Below are 20,769 nucleotides of genomic sequence, written 5' to 3'. Positions count from 1 at the left end.
TGCGCGGAAGATCGAATCATCATGCCGAATCACTCCGTCGGCGGGTGGCATCGGGATGTTCCGGGCACCCCGATGCCACCCTGAAGTGAGGATCGTGTCAGGATCCGGCCGCCTCCACGACCGCCGCCCACTCCTCGAGAAGGGCGGCGGCGCTCTCCGGATCCGGCCCCTCCGCCCACAGGTGGGTCACCGCTTCGGCCGGGTCGGGCAGCACCAGCGCCCAGCGCCCGTCCTTCTCCACCACCCTCACCCCGTCGGTGGTGTCGACGGTGCGGTCGGCGGCGGCCTCGACCACATGGCGCATGACGCTCCCCTTGGCCGCCCAGGGGGTCGGCACCGACCGCTTGAGCAGATGGGCCTGCGGGATGCGCTCGTCGATCTGGGAGAGGGTCATCCGGGTCCGCGCCACCAGCCCGATCAGCCGGACGAACGCCGCGATCCCGTCCACCGTGTGGCTGAACTCGGGGAAGACGAACCCGCCCCGGCCGTCGCCCGCGAAGATCACCTCAGGGTCGGCGGCGGCCCTGGTCAGCACGTCCTGCGAGGTGGAGGTCCACTCGACCGTGACGCCGTGCCGCCGGCAGACCTCCTCGGCCACCCTGGTGGTGGTGACCGGCAGCGCCACCCGGCCCCCGCCGCGCTCGGCGGCGACCAGGTCGAGCAGGACCAGCAGCGCCCGGTCGTCGGAGATCTGCTCGCCGTTCTCGTCGACCAGGGAGATGCGCTCCCCCACCGGGTCGAACCGCACCCCGAAGGCGGCCCGGGAGGAGGAGACCAGCTCGCCCAGCACGGCCAGGTCCCCGGCCCGTTCGGCCGGGGTCTCGGTGGGGTTGACCTCGTCGAGCCGGTTGTTGCGGGTGAGGACCTCCACCCCGACCTTGCCCAGCAGCCAGGGCAGCACATGGGAGGTGACGCCCCCCGCGCAGTCCACGACGAGCTTGAGCTCGGCCTCCCTGACCCCGGACATGTCCATCCGGGCCAGCAGGTCGCGGCTGTAGGACTCCACGGTCCGCTGGGGGTAGCTCAGTTCGGCGATCTCGCCCGGGAAGGCCCTGCGGTACTCCTGGCGGCCGAAGACCCGCTCGAGCTTGCGCTGGGCCGCCTGGGACAGGTCGGCGCCGTTCTCGTCGAGGAAGAGGATGTCCACGCCCTGCGGGTCGCCGGGGGTGGTGCGGATCACGATGCCGCCCGCGCAGTCCTCACGGGCGGTCTCGAACCGGGCCAGCGGCAGCGCGCACGCCTCCAGGTCCTCGACGTTGATCGCGCTGGCGGTGAGGGCGGCGATGGCCGCGCGTTTGAGGGTGCGCGCGGCGCGGGAGGCGTCGCGGGCGGTGATGACCGTCGCCCCCTTCTTCAAGGTGGTGGCGTAGGCGCTGGTCAGCCGGACCACGAGTTCCGGGGTGATCTCCACGTTGATCAGCCCGGAGACGCCGCGGGGCCCGAAGAGGTTGCGCTGGCCGCGCGACTCCCAGATCACCGAGGCGTTGACGACCGCGCCGGCCTCGATGGTCTTGAAGGGGTAGACCTTCACCCCGTTGGAGACGTAGGCCTCGGCCTCGATGACGCACTCGTCGCCGACGATGCCGTTCTCCTCGATCCTGGCCCCGGCCATGAGGTCGGTGTTCTTGCCCACCACGCAGCCGCGGAGGTTGGTGGAGGGGCCCACGTACACGTTGTCGTGGACCACCGCCCGGTGCAGGAACGCCCCCTCCTTCACGACCACGTTGCTGCCCAGGACGGTGTACTCGCGCAGTTCCGCGCCCGCCTCGACCTTGGCGTAGTCGCCGATGTACAGGGGGCCCTTGAGGACGGCCGAGGAGTCGACCTCCGCGCCCTCGGCGACCCAGACGCCCGGGGACATCTCGAAGCCGTCGATCTCCAGGTCGACCTTGCCCGACAGCATGTCGGCCTGGGCCTTGAGGTAGCTCTCGTGGGTGCCGACGTCCTCCCAGTAGCAGTCGGCGACGTAGCCGAAGAGCGGGGCGCCCTCGGCCAGCAGCCGAGGGAAGACGTCGGAGGACCAGTCGACGCTCTCGCCGGGGGCGACGCGCTCGAGGACCTCGGGCTCCATGACGTAGATGCCGGTGTTGACGGTGTCGGAGAACACCTGGCCCCAGGTCGGCTTCTCCAGGAAACGCTGGATGCGGCCCTGGTCGTCGACGATGATGATGCCGAACTCCAGCGGGTTGGGCACCCGCTTGAGCCCGATGGTGACCATCGCGCCGTTCTCCTTGTGGAAGCGCACCATGTCGGTGAGGTCCAGGTCGGTCAGGGCGTCGCCGGAGATCACCAGGAAGCGGTCGTCGCGGAGGGCGTCCTCGGCGTTCTTGACGCTTCCGGCGGTGCCCAGGGGCACCTCCTCGGTGGCGTACTGCAGGCTCATGCCCAGTTCTTCCCCGTCGCCGAAGTAGTTGCGGATCAGCGAGGCGAGGAACTGGACGGTGACGACGGTCTCGGTGAAGCCGTGCCTCTTCAGAAGACGGAGCACGTGCTCCATGATCGGGCGGTTGATGACGGGAAGCAGGGGCTTGGGCTGGTTGGCGGTCATGGGACGCAGACGCGTCCCCTCGCCCCCGGCCATCACTACGGCCTTCATGGCGCGGATGCGACTCCCTCGTTCTCGGCGCCCCCGGGGGGCAGCGCTCGGATGAGTTGTCGTGCCTGGACGGTGTAGAGGACCGCGGCCCACCAGTAGAGGGCCGCGCCCCAGAGGGCGAACGCCCACCCGACGACCCGGGCTGCGGTCGCCACGCCGCCGTCGTGGGATCCCCACAGCAGCAGCGGGAAGGCGTAGAGCAGGTTCAACGTGGCGGCCTTGCCGACGAAGTGCACCGGCAGGCCGTTCCAGCCATATCTCTTGAGCAGGGCCAGCAGGCCCGCCATGTAGACCTCCCTGCCGACGAGCAGGGCGGTGAGCCACCAGGGGACGATCTCGCGGACGGTCAGGCCCACCAGGGTGGCCAGGATGTAGAGGCGGTCGGCCGCGGGGTCGAGCATGGACCCGAGCCGGCTGGTCTGGTCCAGGACCCGGGCGAGCTTGCCGTCCGCCCAGTCCGACAGGCCCGCCAGCATCAGCAGGCCGATCGCCCAGCCGTCATGGCCGGAGAGGACCAGCCAGAAGAAGAGCGGCACCCCCAGGAGCCTCGCGAGGCTCAGGGCGTTCGGCACCGTCCAGATCCGGTCCTTCGTCTCTGCCAAAGCGGCTTCCACCTCCTGGGAGTTGACCTTACCTGCCAGGAGATCGCAACTCCCTCGGTGGATCGCTCCAGCCGAAGGTACCGCTCGGTTATGACGCAGCTCACATTTTCGGGATTTCTCTATTTCGGCGTGGCTATCCGGACGCACCACCTGCGACGGACATCAACTCGCCGTCCGCATGCCCGGCCTCTTTCAGGGGAAAGCCCTTCCACCGCTCCGGCGGGGTCTCCGGCCCCCTCCCACCGTCCTCCTCAAAGCCCTCCGCGTGGTCCGCGCGGCGGGAGGAGGCCCGCTCCTCGCACATGAGGCAGAGCAGGACCGCCATCCCCACCAGGCTGAAGAACACCAGCATGGAGTAGCCGGTCGCCTCGGCGGGCACGGGCGAGTCCGGGACCACCACGCCGTCCGGCGGGGAGCCGATCGCCGAGATCAGCCCCGCCGCTCCCGCGATCGCCAGTCCGGTCAGGCCCGCCCCCTGGCGTTCGCGCCAGAGAGCGGGGTCGTTCACGGCCTGGAGGCCGCGCACCCCGCCCCAGCCGAGCAGGCCGGCGTTGAGCAGGCCCGTCACCACCAGCAGCGGATACAGCAGGATCACCGCGGCGTGGTCGCCGGGCGACAGCGAGCCCACGACCAGGTCCTCCTGCGGGCGTCCTCCAGGAGTGTGCGGGAGCACGGCCATCCCGATGACGCTGGTCACGAAGACCAGGGCGGAACACCCGCAGAACATCAGACTCACCGCAAACCGCACGAATTTCATCCCTCTTTCCACCCTCCAGGGCCTCCCCGGGACACCGCCCATCCCCACATCGCCAACCGTTAAATATCGGGCAATTTCCAACCAGTGAAATACAAAGCTCAAAATATTCCGATATCTATTGCTATAGAAAAGAAAAAGCGGGGAGGGAATACGTCCCGCGTCCTCGGACCCCCGTGGCCCCCTACCCCGCCCTCGCGACGGGACCCGCGACCCGCCGCCCGGATCGCGGCCGCGTCCATAATGATCAGATGGCGAAGAAGCTGTCACGTGAGGTGTACGAGCGGGAGATTCTGGTCCTGCAGGCTGAGCTGGTCAAACTTCAGGAATGGGTCAAGGCCGAGGGGAAGCGGCTGGTCGTGGTGTTCGAGGGCCGGGACGCCGCGGGCAAGGGCGGGGCCATCAAGCGGATCACCGAGTACCTCAATCCCCGGGTGGCGCGCATCGCGGCGCTGCCCAAGCCCACCGAACGCGAGCGCACCCAGTGGTACTTCCAGCGCTACGTCGCGGAACTGCCCGCCGCCGGGGAGATCGTGCTGTTCGACCGCAGCTGGTACAACCGGGCGGGGGTCGAGTTCGTCATGGACTTCTGCACCCCCGAGGAGTATGCACGATTCCTCCATCAGTGTCCGATATTCGAGCGGCTGCTGATCGAGGACGGCGTCCTGTTGCGCAAGTACTGGTTCTCGGTCGGCGACGCCGAGCAGGAACGCCGGTTCCGGGCCAGGCGCGACGACCCGATGCGGCGCTGGAAGCTCTCCCCCATGGACCTGCGGTCCCTCACCCGGTGGGAGGACTACTCCAGGGCCAAGGACCAGATGATGACGCACACCGACATCCCCGAAGCCCCCTGGTACGAGGTCGACAGCGACGACAAGCGGCGGGCCAGGATCAACATGATCACCCACCTGCTGTCGACGATCCCCTACTACGAGGTGGAGCCCCCGCACATCGAACTGCCCGAGCGCCCGCCTGCCACGGGGTACGTGCGCCCGCCCCGGCGCGTCTCCCACCAGGTCCCGGACGTCACCGACCGGCTCGGCTGAACGATCAGGCCGTCCGCTCGCGGAAGGCCTGGACGGCCGTGGGCAGGGTCGGGAAGATCAGGTCCTCGTGCAGGACGTCCAGCAGCCCGAACCGGCGCAGGTCTCCCCGCAGCTCCTGCTTGACGTGCGAGAGCGCGAACGTGACGCCCCTGCGGATCAGCTCGTCGTGCACCTCCTCCAGCGCGGCCAGGGCGGTGCTGTCGGCCTCCACGACGGCCTCGGCGTTGAGCACGAACCAGCGGAGCCCCTCCCCGTGCTCGTCGGCGGCGGCCAGGCAGCGGCGGCGGAAGTCCTCGGCGTTGGCGAAGAACAGCGGCGAGTCGTAGCGGTAGACGAGCAGCCCGGGAACGGTCTCGGCGTCGGGGTAGTCGTCGATGTCGTGCATCCCGGCCAGCCCCGGGACATGCCCCAGGACGGCGGCGTGCGGGCGGGCCACCCGCGCCATCATGTTCAGCACCGACAACATCACCGCCACGAGGATGCCGTACAGGACGTCCAGCAGCAGGACGCCGAACGTGGCCGACAACGCCAGCAGGAACTCGGTGCGGCGGAACGCCAGGAGCCTGCGGAACCCCGCCACGTCCACCAGGCGCAGGGCCGCGTAGACCACCAGCGCGCCCAGCGCCGCGCCGGGGAAGAGAGCCAGCAGCGGGTTGAGGACGAGCAGGACGGCGAGGACGCAGCCGAGGGTCACCAGGGAGAACAACTGGGTGCGCGCGCCCGCCGCGACGGCCAGTGCGGTGCGGCTGCCGCTGCTGCTCACCGGGAAGCCCTGGAACAGGCCGGCGCCCAGGTTGGCGGCGCCCAGCGCGAGCAGTTCGGCGTTGCCGTCGGCGCGGGGTCCGCCGGGCCGCTCGAACGCCCTGGCGGTGAGCGTCATGTCCGTGAAGCCGACCACGAGGATGCCCAGCGCCGCCGGGACCAGCGTCCCCAGGTCGGAGAGCTCCGGCAGCGCGGGCAGCGGCAGCCCTTCGGGGACCTTCCCCACCACCTCGATGCCGTACCTGTCGAGCCCGAAGAACGCGACGGCCGCGGTGGCCAGCAGCACCACCAGCAGCGGGCCCGGCCAGTTCGGCCGCAGCCGCGGCAGAACGAGCAGGAACAGCAGGCAGGCCGCGGCCAGGACCAGGGTGCCGGGCCGCCACTGGCCGAGTCCGCTCAGGAAGGAGCCCACCTCGGCGACCACCCCTGATCCCTCGACCGGCACCCCGGTGGTGCGTTCCAGCTGGCCGACGATCATCAGCACCGCCACCCCGGCGAGATAGCCGACCAGGATGGGGTGGGACAGCAGGTCGGCGACGGCCCCCAGCCGCAGCAACCGGGAGAGGAGGGCGAACAGGCCGACCAGCAGCGCCAGCGCCGCGGCGAGCCCCGCGTGCCGGGCGGGGTCGCCGCCGGAGAGTGGCCCGACGACCACCGCGGTCATCAGCGCGGTGGTCGCCTCCGGCCCGACCGACAATCGCTCGGAGGAGCCGAGCAGCGCGTAGGCGACGAGGGCGGGCAGCATGGCCCACAGTCCCGTGACCGGCGGCAGCCCCGCCACCGCGGCGTACGCCATGACCTGCGGCACCAGGTAGGCGGTCACGGTGAGGCCGCCCATCAGGTCACCGTGAACCCACTCTTTCCGATAATCCCGCCACCATCGCGACACCCGTCGATGATGCCAGTCGCCGGGGCGCCGTATCGCCGTCCACCGGGACCCGCGCTTCCCTCCGGGGTGAACAAACGTTTACCCTCGCGGGGTGAACAGTCGTACACCCTCCCTCATCACCGCGGTCCTCGCCTCCAGCGGGGTCGTCGTGGCCCTGATGCAGACGATCATCCTGCCGCTGCTGCCGCTGCTGCCCGGCATCACCGGAGCGCCTCCGGCCGACGCGGGCTGGGCGGTGACCGCCACCCTGCTGTCCGGGGCGATCTGCACCCCGCTGTTCGGCAGGGCCGGCGACATGTACGGCAAGCGCCGGGTGCTGCTGCTGTCCCTGCTCTTCCTCATCGCGGGATCGGTGGTCTGCACGGCCGGCACCCACCTCCCCGCATTGATCGCCGGCCGGCTCCTGCAGGGAGTGGGGCTGGCGGTGACGCCGCTGGCCATCAGCATCCTGCGCGACGAACTGCCGCCCGGGCGCGTCGCCTCCGCGGTGGCGCTCATGAGCGCGACCATCGGGATCGGAGCCGCGGTGGGCCTGCCGATCGCCGCGGTGGTCGTGCAGTACGCCAGCTGGCGGGCCTTGTTCTGGGCGTGCGCCGTGGCCGGGCTGGCGGTGTTCGCGCTCATCCGCTGGATCGTTCCCGAGTCCCCGGTCCGCTCGCCCGGCAGGTTCGACATCCCGGGCGCTGCGGGACTCTCCGCCTTCCTCGTCTGCCTTCTGCTGGCCATCAGCAAGGGCCCGTCCTGGGGTCTGACCGCGCCGCCCACCCTCGGCCTGGCCGCCTTCGCGCTGGCGACCCTGGCCTGGTGGATCCGCCGCGAACTGCGCGTACCCGAACCGCTCGTCGACCTGCGGACCGCGACCCGGCCCGCGGCGCTCGTCGCGCACCTGGTGGCGCTCTTCATCGGCTTCGCCTTCTACGCCAACACGCTCGCCACCGCCCAGCTCGTCCAGGAGCCGGCGAGCACCGGATACGGGCTGGAGCTGTCGATCGTCGCCGCCGGCCTGTGCCTGCTGCCCGGAGGGCTGTGCCTGGCGCTGCTCTCGCCCGTCTCCGCCCGCATCACCGACCGGAAGGGGCCGCGGACCGCGGTGGCCCTGGCCTCCGCGGTGATCGCAGTAGGCTATGTCGTCCGGTTCTTCACCAGCCACGAACTCTGGACCGTCATTGTGGGAGCCACCGTCGTCGCCATCGGCTCGGGTCTTGCCTACTCCGCCCTGCCGATGCTGATCATGCGGGCGGTGCCGGTCACCGAGACCGCCGCCGCCAACGGGCAGAACGTGCTGATGCGCATGATCGGCCAGGCCGCCTCCAGCGCCGCGGCCACCGCCGTCCTCGCCCACCACACCGCGGGCGGGCGGCCCACCCTCCACGCCTATCTGCTGGTCTTCCTCATCGCCGCGAGCGTGGCGGTGGCGGCCCTCGCCACCGCGCTGGCCGCCCCGCGCCGGTCCCCCGCACCCGTTCCCGCGACGGCATGAGCGACTCCGGCAGGACCGCCATCCTCAACGCCGCGCGCCGCGCCTTCTCGCTGCGCCCCTACGCGGCGGTCACGCTGCGCGGCATCGCCGCGGAGGCCGGGGTGAGCGCGGCGCTCATCGTCAAGCACTTCGGCGGCAAGGAGCAGCTCTTCGACGCGGTGGCCGACTTCGGCCCGGACGTCGAGATGCTGCTGTCGGCGCCCCGGGAGCGGCTCGGCCGCCACCTCGTGGAGACCGCGCTGCTCACCCGCCGGGCCGGAGCGCCTCCCCCGCTGCTGCGCGTCATCTTCGGCATCGCGGCCGGGGACGAGCGCGTCCTGCTGACCGAGCGCTTCCGCGAGCAGGCCACCGCCCGGCTCGCCGCGCTGATGGAGGGGCCCGAGGCCCGGCTGCGCGCGGAGCTCGTCGTCGCGCAGTTCCTGGGCCTGAGCACCGTGCTCAGCATCCACCGGGACGGCGCGACCGCCACCGGCGACGTGGAGCGGATCGTCGCCCTCTACGCTCCCGGGATCCAGGCCCTCATCGAGGGCGCCGCCGGGGGCGGATGACCGGCGCGGTCCTCCGCCCGCCCCGGGCGTCTCAGGCGCTCACCAGGTATTCGGCGTCTTCGGCCCGGATGAGGGACTGCACGATCTCACCCGCCCGCACCGCGGTGTTCGACAGCAGGGTCGAGCTGAGCCCGTGCGTCCACTCCGTGGCGCCCTGCAGGTAGATGCCGCAGCGGACCTCGGGCCCGGTGGCGATGCGGTAGTCGCGGCCGACGTCGGGCCCGCCTCCGGGCAGCCGGACGCAGTGCCCGGCCAGCTCGCCGAGCAGCGCCAGCGGGTCGCGGCTGCGGTACCCGGTGGCGCACACCAGGGCGTCGGCCTCCAGGACGACGCGCTCCCCGGTGGGCAGGTGCTCGACCACCGCGCGCACTCCCTCCGGGCGCCGGGTGAGCTCCGCCAGCCGGGAGGCGTTGAGGATGCGCAACCGCTCGACCCCCTGGACCTTCTCCTGGTAGACGCGCCGGTACAGCTCGTCGATGAGCTCCAGGTCGACCACCGAGTAGTTGGTGGAGCCGTGGTAGTCCAGCAGCATGCGCTTCACGTCCTCGGGCGCGTGGTGGAACTCGTCGACGGCCGCCGGGTCGAAGATGCGGTTGGCGAAGGAGCTGTCGTCGGCCGGGGTGTAGCCGTACTTGGCGAACACCGCGCACACCTCGGCTCCGGGGTAGCGCTGGTGCAGGTGGTCGACGACCTCCGCGCCGCTCTGGCCCGCGCCCAGCACCAGCAGGCGGCGCGGGGAGTCGAGCTCGGGCAGCCTCCGCAGCAGCTCGTGGCTGTGCCAGACCCGCTCACCGGGCTCCAGCCCCTCGGGCACGACCGGCTCGAGCCCGGTGGCGATGACGAGGTTGCGGGCCCGGCGGGTGGTCACGGCCTCGCCCTGCCGGACCACCACGTCGCACGCGACGACCGTCCCGTCCTCACGCACTGGGCGGACGGCGACCACCTCGGAGCCGTACTCCACCTGGCCGGTGAAGCGGTGGGCCGCCCATTCCAGGTAGTCGTGGAACTCCAGCCGCGAGGGGAACATCGTCTTGTGGTTGATGAAGTCGGCCAGCCTGCCGCGTTCCTTCAGATAGTTCAGGAACGAGTACTCCGAGGACGGGTTGCGCATCGTCGCCAGGTCCTTGAGGAAGGAGACCTGCATCGTGGTGCCCTCGATGAGCATGCCCCGGTGCCAGCCGAACTCGTGCTGCCGCTCGAGGAAGACCGCGTCGAGCGCCACGCCCTGTTCCCGCAACGCTATGGCCAGGGCGAGGTTGGAGGGACCGAAACCGATCCCCACCAGGTCGTGGACGTGCTCTGCTGCGGTACTGGACATGGGCGCCCTTTCATGGACCTACTGGAAGAACTTAGGTAAGCCTTACGAAGGTAAGCCTTACCTACATTCCACGTCCAGTAGGCGCGATCATTCTTCGCGGTTCACCGCGTTAGCCGCGTTAGCCGCGTTAGCCGCGTTAGCCGCGCCCCCCGCCCCCACCAGACGAGTGTTCGCGCCGGCCGCCTTCCACCTCTCCTCGAATCCCTCCAGCAGCTTGATGGACTGCCGGGTGATGATGGCGGGCAGGACGGGGCGGACGACCTTCATCGCCGGCAGCCACCACTGGCCGTAGACGTGCGGACGGCGGCGCAGGAGGCCCTTGACGAGCCGATCGGCGGTCGGCTCCAGCGGATAGGTCTTGTTCGCCGGAGACGGCAGCCCGTTGCGCATGTCGCGCAGCGCGGCGTCCTGGTCGGCACCGCGCACCATGTCGGTGTCGGTCCAGCTCAGATAGCCCACGCCCACCCCGACGCCGTGGACGGCGACCTCGGCGCGCAGCGAGTGCGCGAACGCCTCCACGCCGGACTTGCTGGCGCAGTAGGCGGCCATCATCGGGGCCGAGCACAGCGCGGCCAGCGAGGCGATCTGGAAGAAGTACCCCTTGGACTCGCGCAGCGCGGGCAGGAACGCACGGGCGGTGCTGGCGCTGCCCATGAGGTTCACCTGGATCACCCGGTTGAAGGTGGCGGGGTCGGAGAACTCCACCGGCCCGCCGGTGGCGATGCCGGCGTTGGCCACCACGATGTCGATCCGCCCGTAGTGCTCCTTGACCTCGGCGGCCACCGCGGCCAGCGCGGCGTCGTCGGTGACGTCGACCGTCCAGCAGGCCGCGCCGTCACCGCACTCCCCCGCGACGCGGGCCAGTTCCTCCGGCTCCAGGCCCAGCAGGGCGACCTTGATCCCGCGCTTCGCCAGCTTCTTGGCCATGAGCTCACCCAGGCCCCGGGCCGCCCCGGTCACCACCGCTACCGTCATCACCACTCCTGATACTTCCAGTTCCAACTGGGACAGTTGGGAGCGTAGACGATGTGGCTACTCCGAACCAGACCACCTGTCCAATTCCGCGCGGATCCGGCGATCCATGGCCCGCCCGAAATGCTCGTCGGCGACCGCGCGCACCACGGGCCGCAGCCGGTCCACGGTCTCGGCCACGTCCTCGGAGTCCACCAGATGGGTGCGCGCCAGCTGGAAGACGGCGAAGGCCATGCGGTCGAAGGCCGCCTCCAGCTCCCAGCTCACCGCCAGCACGGAGCGCAGCGGGATGCCCGCCCGCACCAGCTCCACCGTCGCCTCCAGCAGCCGCGCACTGGAGATCACGTACCGCTCGCCCTCGACCCGGATGTATCCCAGTTCGACCGCCTCGGCCAGCAACTCGGGGTCCAGCTGCCCGCCGAGCAACTCGTCCAGCTCCCCGGCCGTCAGCGCGGCGGGCCGCCCCTCCGCCCACGGCTCCCCCGCCGCGGCGGCCAGGCCGAGCAGCTCGGTCACCTCGCGGCCCTCGTCGGCCGCGGCCAGCAACTCCTCGATGCCGTCCAGCCGGTACCCGCGCTCCAGCAGCCGGGTGATCAGCCGCAGCCGCTCCAGATGCGCCCCGGAGTACCAGCCCACCCGGCCCTGCCTGCGCGGCGGCGGCAGCAGCCGCCGCTCCTGGTAGTACCGAAGGGTGCGGACCGGCACCCCGGCCTCCCGTGCCAGCTCCTCTATGCGGTACTCGTCCACGCGCAGACCCTAGCCGACCCCCGCCGCGGCTCCGATCTTCGTTCCGGCGGAACGGACGGCCCACGGCGCCGGTACGCTGCCGTGCGTGAGTCTGGAAGTCAGCGTGGTGGTGCGCTACCGCAAGGCCGTCACCTACGGGGTGCACGCGTTGCTCGCGGCACTGGAGGCCTCGGACGCCGAGTGCGAGCTGCGCTACGGCACTACTCCCGAGGAGACCGCGGCCGAGATCGCCGCGAGCCGGGCCGACCGGGTGCTGGTGCTGTGGTCGTTCTACTCCCCCGACGCCGAGGCCATGGCGGCCGAGCTGGCAACGGTGCGGTCGCTGGCGGACGGTCCGCACGTGCTGCACATCGCCGGGGGCGTCCACGCCACCGCCGAGCCCCAGCACGTCCTGGACTCCGGCTGGGACCTGGCGGGCATCGGCGAGGGCGAATCGACGATCGTCTCGCTGGTGGCCGCGCTGCGGGAGGGCTCGGAGCTGACGACGGTGCCCGGTCTGGCCGTACGCGACCACGACGGGGTCGCGCTGCGCACCCGCCCCGCGCCGCAGCTGCCCCTGGACGCCCACCGCTCCTTCCCCCAGGTGCGCCGCCACGTCGGGCCGATCGAGCTGACGCGGGGCTGCCGGTACACCTGCCGGTTCTGCCAGACGCCGTTCATGTTCGGCGGACAGTTCCGGCACCGGTCGGTGGCGAGCGTGGTGGAGCACGTCCGGGGGATGCGGGAGTTCGGGCTGAAGGACGTCCGGTTCATCACGCCGACCTCGCTCTCCTACGGCTCGCAGGGGCCCGACCCGGACCTGGACGCCGTCGAGGAGCTGCTGTCGAGCGTCAAGGACGAGCTGCCCGGCAACGGCCGGATCTTCTTCGGCAGCTTCCCGTCCGAGGTGCGGCCCGAGCACGTCAGCCCCGAGTCGATGCGGATGCTCAAGAAGTACGTGGCCAACGACAACATCATCATCGGCGCACAGTCCGGCTCGGACCGGATCCTGGCCGCCTCGGGGCGGGGCCACGGCGCGGGCCCGGTGCGCGACGCGGTGCGCATCGCCGTCGAGCACGGCTTCCGCCCGAACGTGGACTTCATGTTCGGCATGCCGGGCGAGGACGCCGACGACCAGGCCGACTCGCTGCGTCTGGCCGACGACCTCGTCGAGCTCGGCGCGCGCATCCACACCCACACGTTCATGCCGCTCCCGGGCACGCCCTGGCGGGACGCCGACCCGGCGTTCATCCCGGTGGAGACCATGCGCAGGCTCGACCGGCTGGCCCAGCGGGGCGAGGCCTACGGCCACTGGCGGCGGCAGGCCGAGCACTCCACCCGCCTCGCCGAGACCGCCAAGGCCTATCCCCGCCGCGCCAGGCGCCGCCGTACCGGGGACTGACGCTAGAACTTCGCGAAGCGACCCTCCAGGCCGTCCAGGAGGGCGTGGAGGCCGGTCTCGAAGGCCGACTCGTCGATCTCCTGCTGGCGGTCGGCCAGCAGGTGCGCCTGGTCGAGGTGCGGGTACTCGCCGGCGTAGACGGCGGCGTCGTCGGGGAAGCCGCCGGCGAAGGACGCCAGGGCCGAGCCGATGATGAAGAAGCGCATGAGGGCGCCGACGCGGGTGGCCTCGCGGCGAGGCCAGCCCGCGTCCACCAGCCCGCCGAAGACGGCGTCGGCCACGCGCAGCATGTTGGGGCGGCGGCGGCCCGGGCCCCGGGCCATGACGGGGACGACGTTGGGGTGGGCGGCCAAGGCCGCGCGGTAGGAGTGCGCCCAGGCGTACAGGGCGTCGCGCCAGCCCGGGCGGCTTCCGGGGCTCAGCCCGGCGAACATCGACAGGTCGACCTCGGTCAGCACGGTGTCGGCGACCGCGTCGAGCAGTTCGTCCTTGGTCGCCACATGGTTGTAGAGCGAGGGTCCGCTGACGCCGAGTTCGGCGGCGAGTCTCCGGGTGGAGACCGCCTCCAGTCCCTCGGTGTCCAGCAGGCCCAACGCCACCTCGATGATGCGTTCGCGGCTGAGCAGCGGCTGACGTGGCCGGGCCAAGGCCTCTCCCTCCTGCGATGACGAGGGATTCATTCTGGCAGGCCCAGAAACCTTGCAGCGCTAGTTTGTTTGATCTACCATCGGCCGCAGTTGTGACTTGCACCGCTAGTTTTTGTAGGGCCCACCCCGACGGAGGAGCACGCCGAGATGAGCGCGACGCTTTCCCTGGCCAGCGTCCTGGCCGAATCCGCCCGCCGCCGCCCCCGGCAGACCGCGCTGGTCCAGGGCGACCTGCGCCTCACCTACGCCGAGGTCTGGGAGCGGGCCCGCGCCCAGGCCGCGGCCCTGGTCCGGCTGGGCGTGAAACCCGGCGACCGGGTGGCGCTGCTGTGCCCCAACACCGTGGAGTTCCCGCAGGCCTACTACGCCATCCTCGCCGCCGGAGCCGTCGTGGTGCCCGTCCACCTGCTGCTCACCGCGCTCGAGATGGAGCACGTGCTGCGCGACAGCCGGGCGTCGGTGCTGCTGTGCCACCCGCTGTTCGCCGAGGTCGCCTCCCAGGCCTCCGGCGCCATCGGAGTGCGGGTGTGCTCGCTGGGCGACGCCCCGGTCCCCGGAGTGGACGGCTGCCTGGCCGACCTCGCCGGAGCCCTCGAGCCGCTGCCGACCTTCGTCGGACGCGCCCCGGAGGATCCCGCCGTCGTCTTCTACACCAGCGGCACCACCGGACGGCCCAAGGGCGCCGTGCTCAGCCACCTCAACCTGGTCATGAACGCCACGATCAACGCCTTCGACTCCCACCCGGTGCGACCCGGGCAGGTCGCCCTGGGCGCGCTCCCGATGTTCCACATCTTCGGCCAGACGGTCAGCCTCAACTCCACCTGGCGGGCACTGGGAACGCTGGTGCTCATGCCCCGCTTCGACCCCGCCCAGGCGATCGAGCTGATGATCGCCGAGAACGTGACGATCTTCCACGGGGTGCCCACGATGTACTTCGGGCTCGTGGAGGCCGCCAAGAACGCCTCCAGGCTGCCGGAGCTGGAACTGTGCGTCTCCGGAGGCGCCGCCCTGCCCAGCACCGTCCTGGAGGCGTTCGGCGACGCCTTCGGCGCCCCTGTGTACGAGGGGTACGGGCTGTCGGAGACCTCCCCCACCGCCGCGGTCAACCAGCCCGCCTACGGGACCCGCGCGGGCACCGTCGGGCACTCCATCTGGGGCGTGGAGGTGGAGATCGCCGACCCCGGGCGGCTCGACACGATCGAACTGCTGCCGCCCGGGGCCCTCGGCGAGATCGTCATCCGCGGCCACAACGTCTTCACCGGCTACCTGGACAACCCCGACGCGACGGCCGCGGCGCTGGTGGACGGCTGGTTCCGCACCGGCGACCTGGGCACCAAGGACGCCTCGGGCTTCGTGACCATCGTCGACCGGCTCAAGGACATGATCATCCGCAGCGGGTTCAACGTGTACCCGACCGAGGTGGAGGACGCGCTGCTGGCCCACCCGGAGATCGCGGAGGTGGCCGTCATCGGGCTGCCCGACCCGGTGACCGGCGAGGAGGTCTGCGCGGTCGTCGTCCCCGCGCCCGGCGCCATGCCCGACGCGGACGAGATCATCTCCTTCGCGCAGGAGAGGCTCGGCCGGCACAAGTACCCGCGCCGGATCGAGTTCATCTCCGAGCTGCCCCTGGGGCCCAGCCACAAGGTCCTCAAACGCGAACTGCGCCGCCGCTTCACCTGACGGCCCTTTTGATGTTTCCGGCGGGCAAAACCGCGGTTGCCACCCGGTTTCCGCTCTTCCCCCCTGGGCCGGGGGGCGTTATCCAGGACGGATGAGCATGTCTTCCCGGGTACCCGTCATAGATCTCGCCCCCTGGTTCCACGGCGCCGCGGGCGACCGCGCGAAGGTCGCCCGCGAGGTGGACGAGGCGCTGCGCGAGATCGGGTTCCTCCTCATCACCGGGCACGGTGTCCCGGACGGGCTGCGGGCCGGTATCCGGGCCGAGGCCAAGCGGTTCTTCTCGCTGCCCGCCGAGGTCAAGCAGCCGTACGCGGTGACCGTCGGCGGGCGTGGCTGGCTGCCGCCCGGAGTGGAGGCCAACGGGTACGCCGAGGGCACCGAGACTCCCCCGGACCTCAAGGAGAGCTTCGCCGTCGGCGCCGACCGGCCCACCGGCGACCCGCAGACCGACGAAGTGTGGTTCCAGCCCAATGTCTATCCGTCCGAGACGCCCGGGTTGCGGGTCCTGCTGGAGGACTACCTCGGCCGGATGCGCGCCCTCGCCGACGAGTTGCTGCGGCTGTGCGCCGCCGCGCTGGAGCTGCCGCCGGACTTCTTCACGAGCAGGACCGGCCACCCGTCCTACACGCTGAACCTCAACTGGTACCCGCCGATCCCGGTGACCGGCGTCCCGGAGCCCGGCCAGTTCCGCATAGGCCCCCACACCGACTTCGGCACCGTCACGATCCTGGACCGCGAACCGGGCACCGGCGGCCTGCAGGTGTGGAGCGAGGAGAACGGCTGGGTCGACGCCCCCTTCGTCCCCGGCTCCTTCACCATCAACATCGGCGACCTGCTGGCCCGCTGGACGGGCGAGCGCTGGAAGTCCAACCGCCACCGCGTCCTTCCTCCGGACGCCTCGGCCCCGGACGAGGAGCTCGTCTCCCTCGTCTACTTCTACGAGACCGACCCCGGCGCGGTCATCGAGTCGCTCCCCGCCCCGCTGGGCCGCGTCGCCCATCCGCCCGTCGTCGCGGCCGACTACCTGGGCGAGAAGCTCGCGGCCATCACCGTCGGCTGAGCCGGGGCGGGGAGGGGAGCCCGCGGATCAGAGCGTCAGGCCGACCAGCCCGCCGAGGGCGGCGCGGTGGTGGTGGGCACCGCCGAACGCCAGGGAGAGGCTCTTGGCGCGCTTCAGGTAGAGGTGCGCCGGATGCTCCCAGGTGAAACCGATGCCGCCGTGGAGCTGGACGCAGTCCTCCGCGGCCCGGACGGCGACCTCCGAGCAGTGCGACTGGGCGATCGCCACCGCCACGGGGGTGTCGGGGTCGTCGTTCGCGACGCAGTCGGCGGCGTAGCGGGCGGCGGCCCTGGCCTGGGCGACGGCGACCCACAGGTCGGCCAGCCGGTGCTTGACCGCCTGGTAGGACCCGATGGGACGGGCGAACTGGTAACGGGTCTTGGCGTAGGCGACGGTGCTCTCCAGACACTGCTCGGCGACGCCGAGCTGCTCGGAGGCGAGGATCGCCGCGCCGACCGTCAGGGCACGCCCGACCGCCTCGGGGCCGCCGACCCTGCGGCCTTGCGCCCCGCCGAAGTCCAGGTCCGCCAGCGGGCGGGTCCGGTCGAAGGTCGTGACGGGGGTGCGGGCGACGTCCGAGGCGTCGTACGCGTAGAGGCCGTCCTCCCGCGGCAGGAGCAGGACGTCGGCGCTCAGCGCGTCGGCCACGCCGCGGACCCCGCCGTCCCGCACGGGCCTCTCCGGGGCGCCGTAGGGCACCGCCAGGGTGGCGACGGTCTCGCCGCCCGCGACGGCCGCGAGCAGGTCGCGGTCGTCCGAGGCCAGCAGGGCCGCCACGCCCAGCACCGCGCAGCCCAGGAACGGGACCGGCGCGACGGCACGGCCCAGTTCCTCGGCGACGACGGCGGTCTCGCGCCAGCCCGCGCCGGCGCCGCCCAGCTCCTCGGGAACGGGCAGGCCCGCCACACCGAGCTCCTTGCCCAGGACCGTCCACAGGCCCGCGTCGTGGGACTCCCCGCGCTCGGTCCAGGCCAGGACGTGCTGCCGGTCCGCCCGGTCCTCCAGCACCTCGCGGACCCCGGCCCGCAGCTCCTCTTCGACTTCGCCGTACAGCAGATCGCTCACCGGGGCAGGTCCTTCCACGGGGTGTCCTTGTCGACCCGGTGCTCGCCGGGCAGGCCGAGCACCCGCTCGGCGATGATGTTGCGCAGGATCTCCGAGGTGCCGCCCTCGATCGAGTTGCCCTTGGCGCGCAGGTAGCGGTAGCCGGGGGAACGCCCGGCGAAGTCCACGGTCTCGGGGCGGCGCATCGTCCAGTCGTCGTAGAGCAGGCCGTCGGGGCCGAGGAGCTCCAGTTCGAATCCGGTGAGCTCCTGGTTGAGCTTGGCGAAGGACAACTTCATCGCGCTGCCCTCGGGGCCCGGCTCGCCCTGGGCGAGCTGCTGGCGCAGCCGCTGCCCGGTGAGGCGGGCGACCTCGGCCTCGACCCACAGCCTCATCAGCCGGTCGTACAGGCCGGGGTCGCGCACCTCGGGGTTCTCGCGCCAGGCCTCGGCGATGAGCTTGAGGACGCCGGACTCGCGCGGGACGGCCTGGCCGCCGATGGCGACCCGCTCGCTCATCAAGGTGGTGTTGGCGACCTTCCAGCCGTCACCGACCTCGCCGAGCCGGTGCGCGTCGGGGACGCGCACGTCGGTGAGGAAGACCTCGTTGAACTCCGCCTCGCCGGTGATCTGCCGCAGCGGGCGCACCTCGACACCGGGCGCGGTCATGTCGCACACGAAGTAGGTCAGGCCCCTGTGCTTGGGGACGGACGGGTCGGTCCGGGCGACGAGCAGGGCCCAGCGGGCCTGGTGCGCCAGGGACGTCCACACCTTCTGCCCGTTGACGAGCCACCCGTCGCCGTCGCGGACCGCGCGGGTGGCCAGGCCCGCCAGGTCCGAGCCCGCGCCGGGTTCGCTGAACAGCTGGCACCAGATCTCCTCGCCCGTCCACAGCGGGCGCAGCCAGCGCTTCTTCTGCTCGGGGGTGCCGACCGCGAGGATGGTCGGGGCGGCCATGCCCAGGCCGATCGCGTTGCCGCTCGGCCGGTTGTCGGGGGTGCCGGAGAACGCCTTCTCCACGTCCCGCTGCAGTTCGCGGGGCAGGCCGAGGCCGCCGAGCCCCTCGGGGAAGTGCACCCAGGCGAGTCCCGCGTCGAACCTCGCCCGCAGGTACTCCAGCCGGTCCATCCGGGTGTGGTCGTGCGTCTGGCGGAACTTCGCGACGAGTTCGCGCGTCTCTTCCGGCGTCACGGGGTCACCGCCATGTTCTCCAGGACCCGTCCGGCCAGTTCCAGGTCGCCTTCGATGACCGCCTTCACCTCTCGGGGCCCGCACCGGCCCGCGGCCAACCTCACGTAGTCCTCCCAATCGAGCCTCACCCGGGCCGTGGGGTCGGCGGGCACATCGCCCAGGGAACCCCGTCCGTTCTCGTCCACCACGGCTGCCACGGAGTATGCGCGGGCCCCGGTGATCTCGAAGGCCACCGACTGTCCGGGCTCCGCCCCCGCCCGCTTGGCCACGACGAAGGGCAGGCCGGGGCGCAGCACCGCCCAAGTGGCGGCTCCGGCCGGCGAGTCCAGTCCGCCGGGGCGTCCGGTCGCGCGGCGGATGTCCTGCTCGTGTATCCAGCAGTCGAAGGCGCGGAACATCATCAGCCGGGAGTGGTCCCCCTTCCTGCCGTCGGGCTGGGGGGCCTCCGCCGTGGGGTCCACCTCCCGCAGCGTCGCGAGCCGCCGGTCCAGGACCGCCTTCAGCTGCTCCAGCACCTCCGCGCCCGGCAGCGGACGCCGCACGTCCACCCCGATCTCCACCATCCGCCCCAGCTCGTTGTGGACGTGCGGCAGGTCGGGCAGGTCGTGGTCCGGCAGCGGGTCGCCCATGAAGAGCTCCTCGGCGCTGATGAGGTGGGAGACGACGTCCTTGACCGTCCAGCCGGGACAGTCCGTCGGCAGTTCCCACTCGGCGTCCGTGAACCCCTCTCCCAGACCGATGACGGTCCGGACGGTCTGCTCGAACGCCGCCACGTTCTCTTCGAACCCAGGTTGCATGCCCCCGAACCTGCCACGTCAGGAGTCACTTACGCAATGGGCGGGCCCACCGTCCCCTGACCGCTCAGCGCTCCCTCCGCACAAACGTCCCGGCCGGTTCATCCGGAGGTCACGGTGGGTAGGGCCTGGAACATCCCCCGGTCACGCCCGCACGACGACACGCGATCCGAACGGGGGCCGCTTGCGCTGGACCACGGTCATGCCGATCCTCGCCGTCTGCTCGCTGGTCCTGGCATGGGGGCGCACCCTGTCCGGGGCCGTCATCCTCGTGCTGGCGGCGCTGCTGGCCGGCGCGGTGCTCGCCTCCGTCCACCACGCCGAGACGATCGCGCACCGCATCGGCGAGCCGTTCGGCGCGCTGGTCCTGGCGGTCGCGGTGACGGTCATCGAGGTCTCACTGATCATCAGTGTGATGGTCTCCGGCGGGGAGGACGCGGCGAGCCTGGCCCGGGACACCGTCTTCGCCGCCGTCATGATCTGCACCGCCGGCATGGTGGGGCTGTCCCTGATGTTCGGCACGCTCCGCGGCCGGACCGCGGTCTTCAACGCCGAAGGGACCGGGGGCATGCTGGCCACCGTGGCCTCCCTGGTCACCCTGACGATGGTGCTGCCGTCCTTCACCACCGGCCAGCCGGGGCCCCGCTTCACCCCGGCCCAGCTGGCGTTCGCGGCGGTGGCCTCCCTCGTTCTGTACCTGCTGTTCGTGCTGACCCAGACCGTCCGCCACCGCGACTACTTCCTGCCGGTCACCAAGGAGGGAGAGATCCTGACCGAGGAGGACCACGCCGACCCGCCGTCCAGGAGGGACGCTCTGGTCAGCCTCGGCCTGCTGCTGCTGGCGCTGGTCGCGGTGGTCGGCCTGGCCAAGGTCGAGTCCCCCGTGATCGAGAGCGCGGTGCGCGGGGCCGGACTGCCCCACAGCGTCGTCGGAGTGGTCATCGCGCTGCTCGTCCTGCTGCCCGAGACGCTGGCGGCGGTCCGCGCCGCACGCCGCGAACGGCTGCAGACCAGCCTGAACCTGGCGCTCGGCTCGGCCACCGCCAGCATCGGGCTGACCATCCCGGCGATCGCGATCGTCTCGATCTGGGTGGAGGGCCCGCTCATCCTCGGGCTGGGCTCCACCCAGCTGATCCTGCTGCTCCTGATCCTGGGCGTCTCGACCCTCACCGTGGTGCCGGGACGGTCCACGCTCCTGCAGGCGGGCCTTCACCTGGTGATCTTCGCGGCCTTCCTCTTCCTCACGCTCCGGCCCTGAC

The 20,769-nt window shown here is 71.5% G+C and carries 18 protein-coding genes; 7 read left to right on the top strand and 11 right to left on the bottom strand.

Features of this window, described 5'->3' with window-relative positions:
* Window positions 1-97: 97 nt before the first annotated feature.
* From ABGB12_RS11180 to ABGB12_RS11170, 3 genes are all read right to left on the bottom strand, one after another.
* Window positions 98-2,596, bottom strand: a complete 2,499-nt coding sequence (locus ABGB12_RS11180) for a mannose-1-phosphate guanyltransferase (protein ID WP_347676694.1) — start codon at window positions 2,594-2,596, stop codon at window positions 98-100.
* Window positions 2,593-3,198 (bottom strand): CDP-alcohol phosphatidyltransferase family protein, encoded by a 606-nt coding sequence (locus tag ABGB12_RS11175; RefSeq protein ID WP_347676692.1) that lies wholly within the window; start codon window positions 3,196-3,198, stop codon window positions 2,593-2,595. Before ABGB12_RS11175 ends, ABGB12_RS11180 begins: the two co-directional genes overlap by 4 nt.
* A gap of 133 nt (window positions 3,199-3,331) precedes the next feature.
* Entirely contained in the window at window positions 3,332-3,946 is a 615-nt protein-coding gene (locus ABGB12_RS11170; RefSeq protein ID WP_347676690.1) for a hypothetical protein, read from the bottom strand.
* 257 nt (window positions 3,947-4,203) lie between these two features.
* Here ABGB12_RS11170 and ppk2 point away from each other — a divergent pair, with 257 nt between their 5' ends.
* Entirely contained in the window at window positions 4,204-4,998 is a 795-nt protein-coding gene (ppk2, locus tag ABGB12_RS11165; RefSeq protein ID WP_347676688.1) for a polyphosphate kinase 2, read from the top strand.
* A 4-nt stretch (window positions 4,999-5,002) separates the two neighbouring features.
* Here ppk2 and sulP read toward each other — a convergent pair whose 3' ends face one another.
* On the bottom strand, window positions 5,003-6,649 hold the full coding sequence (gene sulP, locus ABGB12_RS11160; RefSeq protein WP_347676686.1) for a sulfate permease: 1,647 nt from the start codon (window positions 6,647-6,649) through the stop codon (window positions 5,003-5,005).
* 91 nt (window positions 6,650-6,740) lie between these two features.
* On the opposite strand from sulP, the gene ABGB12_RS11155 reads away from it, so the two are divergent.
* A complete protein-coding gene (locus ABGB12_RS11155; RefSeq protein ID WP_347676684.1) occupies window positions 6,741-8,129 on the top strand; it encodes an MFS transporter in 1,389 nt (462 codons plus the stop codon).
* Window positions 8,126-8,677: a TetR family transcriptional regulator gene (locus ABGB12_RS11150; protein WP_347676682.1), complete on the top strand. Its 552-nt coding sequence runs from the start codon at window positions 8,126-8,128 to the stop codon at window positions 8,675-8,677. Before ABGB12_RS11155 ends, ABGB12_RS11150 begins: the two co-directional genes overlap by 4 nt.
* A gap of 31 nt (window positions 8,678-8,708) precedes the next feature.
* On the opposite strand, the gene ABGB12_RS11145 is transcribed toward ABGB12_RS11150, so the two are convergent.
* From ABGB12_RS11145 to ABGB12_RS11135, 3 genes are all read right to left on the bottom strand, one after another.
* The gene (locus ABGB12_RS11145) at window positions 8,709-9,995 is read right to left on the bottom strand and encodes a lysine N(6)-hydroxylase/L-ornithine N(5)-oxygenase family protein (protein WP_347676680.1); all 1,287 of its coding nucleotides are present in this window, start codon (window positions 9,993-9,995) and stop codon (window positions 8,709-8,711) included.
* 87 nt (window positions 9,996-10,082) lie between these two features.
* Entirely contained in the window at window positions 10,083-10,970 is an 888-nt protein-coding gene (locus ABGB12_RS11140) for an SDR family oxidoreductase (RefSeq protein WP_347676678.1), read from the bottom strand.
* Window positions 10,971-11,027: 57 nt separating this feature from the next.
* A complete protein-coding gene (locus ABGB12_RS11135; RefSeq protein ID WP_347676676.1) occupies window positions 11,028-11,714 on the bottom strand; it encodes a MerR family transcriptional regulator in 687 nt (228 codons plus the stop codon).
* Between the two features lie 85 nt (window positions 11,715-11,799).
* Between ABGB12_RS11135 and ABGB12_RS11130 the strand changes: the two genes are divergently transcribed.
* Entirely contained in the window at window positions 11,800-13,095 is a 1,296-nt protein-coding gene (locus tag ABGB12_RS11130) for a TIGR04013 family B12-binding domain/radical SAM domain-containing protein (RefSeq protein ID WP_347676674.1), read from the top strand.
* 2 nt (window positions 13,096-13,097) lie between these two features.
* Here the strand turns inward: ABGB12_RS11130 and ABGB12_RS11125 are convergent, their stop codons facing one another.
* Complete coding sequence (locus ABGB12_RS11125) at window positions 13,098-13,742, bottom strand: TetR/AcrR family transcriptional regulator C-terminal domain-containing protein (RefSeq protein WP_347676672.1); 645 nt, start codon at window positions 13,740-13,742, stop codon at window positions 13,098-13,100.
* Between the two features lie 147 nt (window positions 13,743-13,889).
* On the opposite strand from ABGB12_RS11125, the gene ABGB12_RS11120 reads away from it, so the two are divergent.
* Window positions 13,890-15,422 (top strand): long-chain fatty acid--CoA ligase, encoded by a 1,533-nt coding sequence (locus ABGB12_RS11120; RefSeq protein ID WP_347676670.1) that lies wholly within the window; start codon window positions 13,890-13,892, stop codon window positions 15,420-15,422.
* A 91-nt stretch (window positions 15,423-15,513) separates the two neighbouring features.
* The gene (locus tag ABGB12_RS11115; protein ID WP_347676668.1) at window positions 15,514-16,482 is read left to right on the top strand and encodes a 2-oxoglutarate and iron-dependent oxygenase domain-containing protein; all 969 of its coding nucleotides are present in this window, start codon (window positions 15,514-15,516) and stop codon (window positions 16,480-16,482) included.
* Window positions 16,483-16,509: 27 nt separating this feature from the next.
* Here ABGB12_RS11115 and ABGB12_RS11110 read toward each other — a convergent pair whose 3' ends face one another.
* From ABGB12_RS11110 to ABGB12_RS11100, 3 genes are read right to left on the bottom strand one after another with little or no spacing between them, the layout of a single operon-like run.
* Window positions 16,510-17,547 (bottom strand): acyl-CoA dehydrogenase family protein, encoded by a 1,038-nt coding sequence (locus tag ABGB12_RS11110; protein WP_347676666.1) that lies wholly within the window; start codon window positions 17,545-17,547, stop codon window positions 16,510-16,512.
* Window positions 17,544-18,716, bottom strand: a complete 1,173-nt coding sequence (locus ABGB12_RS11105) for an acyl-CoA dehydrogenase family protein (RefSeq protein WP_347676664.1) — start codon at window positions 18,714-18,716, stop codon at window positions 17,544-17,546. Before ABGB12_RS11105 ends, ABGB12_RS11110 begins: the two co-directional genes overlap by 4 nt.
* Entirely contained in the window at window positions 18,713-19,513 is an 801-nt protein-coding gene (locus tag ABGB12_RS11100) for a maleylpyruvate isomerase family mycothiol-dependent enzyme (protein WP_347676662.1), read from the bottom strand. The genes ABGB12_RS11105 and ABGB12_RS11100 overlap by 4 nt, the downstream gene beginning before the upstream one ends.
* 181 nt (window positions 19,514-19,694) lie before the next feature.
* On the opposite strand from ABGB12_RS11100, the gene ABGB12_RS11095 reads away from it, so the two are divergent.
* On the top strand, window positions 19,695-20,768 hold the full coding sequence (locus ABGB12_RS11095; protein WP_347676660.1) for a hypothetical protein: 1,074 nt from the start codon (window positions 19,695-19,697) through the stop codon (window positions 20,766-20,768).
* Window position 20,769 lies beyond the last annotated feature (1 nt).

The sequence above is a fragment of the Actinocorallia sp. B10E7 genome, assembly GCF_039871655.1.
Taxonomy (GTDB): Bacteria; Actinomycetota; Actinomycetes; order Streptosporangiales; family Streptosporangiaceae; genus Actinocorallia.
This window is presented reverse-complemented; position numbering and strand designations above follow the sequence as displayed.

What these genes read in the sequence shown, in the direction of transcription:
- ABGB12_RS11180 (WP_347676694.1), bottom strand. Translation starts at nt 2,596, where the DNA reads ATGAAGGCCGTAGTGATGGCCGGGGGCGAGGGGACGCGTCTGCGTCCC.
- ppk2 (WP_347676688.1), top strand. Translation starts at nt 4,204, where the DNA reads ATGGCGAAGAAGCTGTCACGTGAGGTGTACGAGCGGGAGATTCTGGTC.
- ABGB12_RS11150 (WP_347676682.1), top strand. Translation starts at nt 8,126, where the DNA reads ATGAGCGACTCCGGCAGGACCGCCATCCTCAACGCCGCGCGCCGCGCC.
- ABGB12_RS11145 (WP_347676680.1), bottom strand. Translation starts at nt 9,995, where the DNA reads ATGTCCAGTACCGCAGCAGAGCACGTCCACGACCTGGTGGGGATCGGT.
- ABGB12_RS11140 (WP_347676678.1), bottom strand. Translation starts at nt 10,970, where the DNA reads ATGACGGTAGCGGTGGTGACCGGGGCGGCCCGGGGCCTGGGTGAGCTC.
- ABGB12_RS11120 (WP_347676670.1), top strand. Translation starts at nt 13,890, where the DNA reads ATGAGCGCGACGCTTTCCCTGGCCAGCGTCCTGGCCGAATCCGCCCGC.
- ABGB12_RS11115 (WP_347676668.1), top strand. Translation starts at nt 15,514, where the DNA reads ATGAGCATGTCTTCCCGGGTACCCGTCATAGATCTCGCCCCCTGGTTC.
- ABGB12_RS11100 (WP_347676662.1), bottom strand. Translation starts at nt 19,513, where the DNA reads ATGCAACCTGGGTTCGAAGAGAACGTGGCGGCGTTCGAGCAGACCGTC.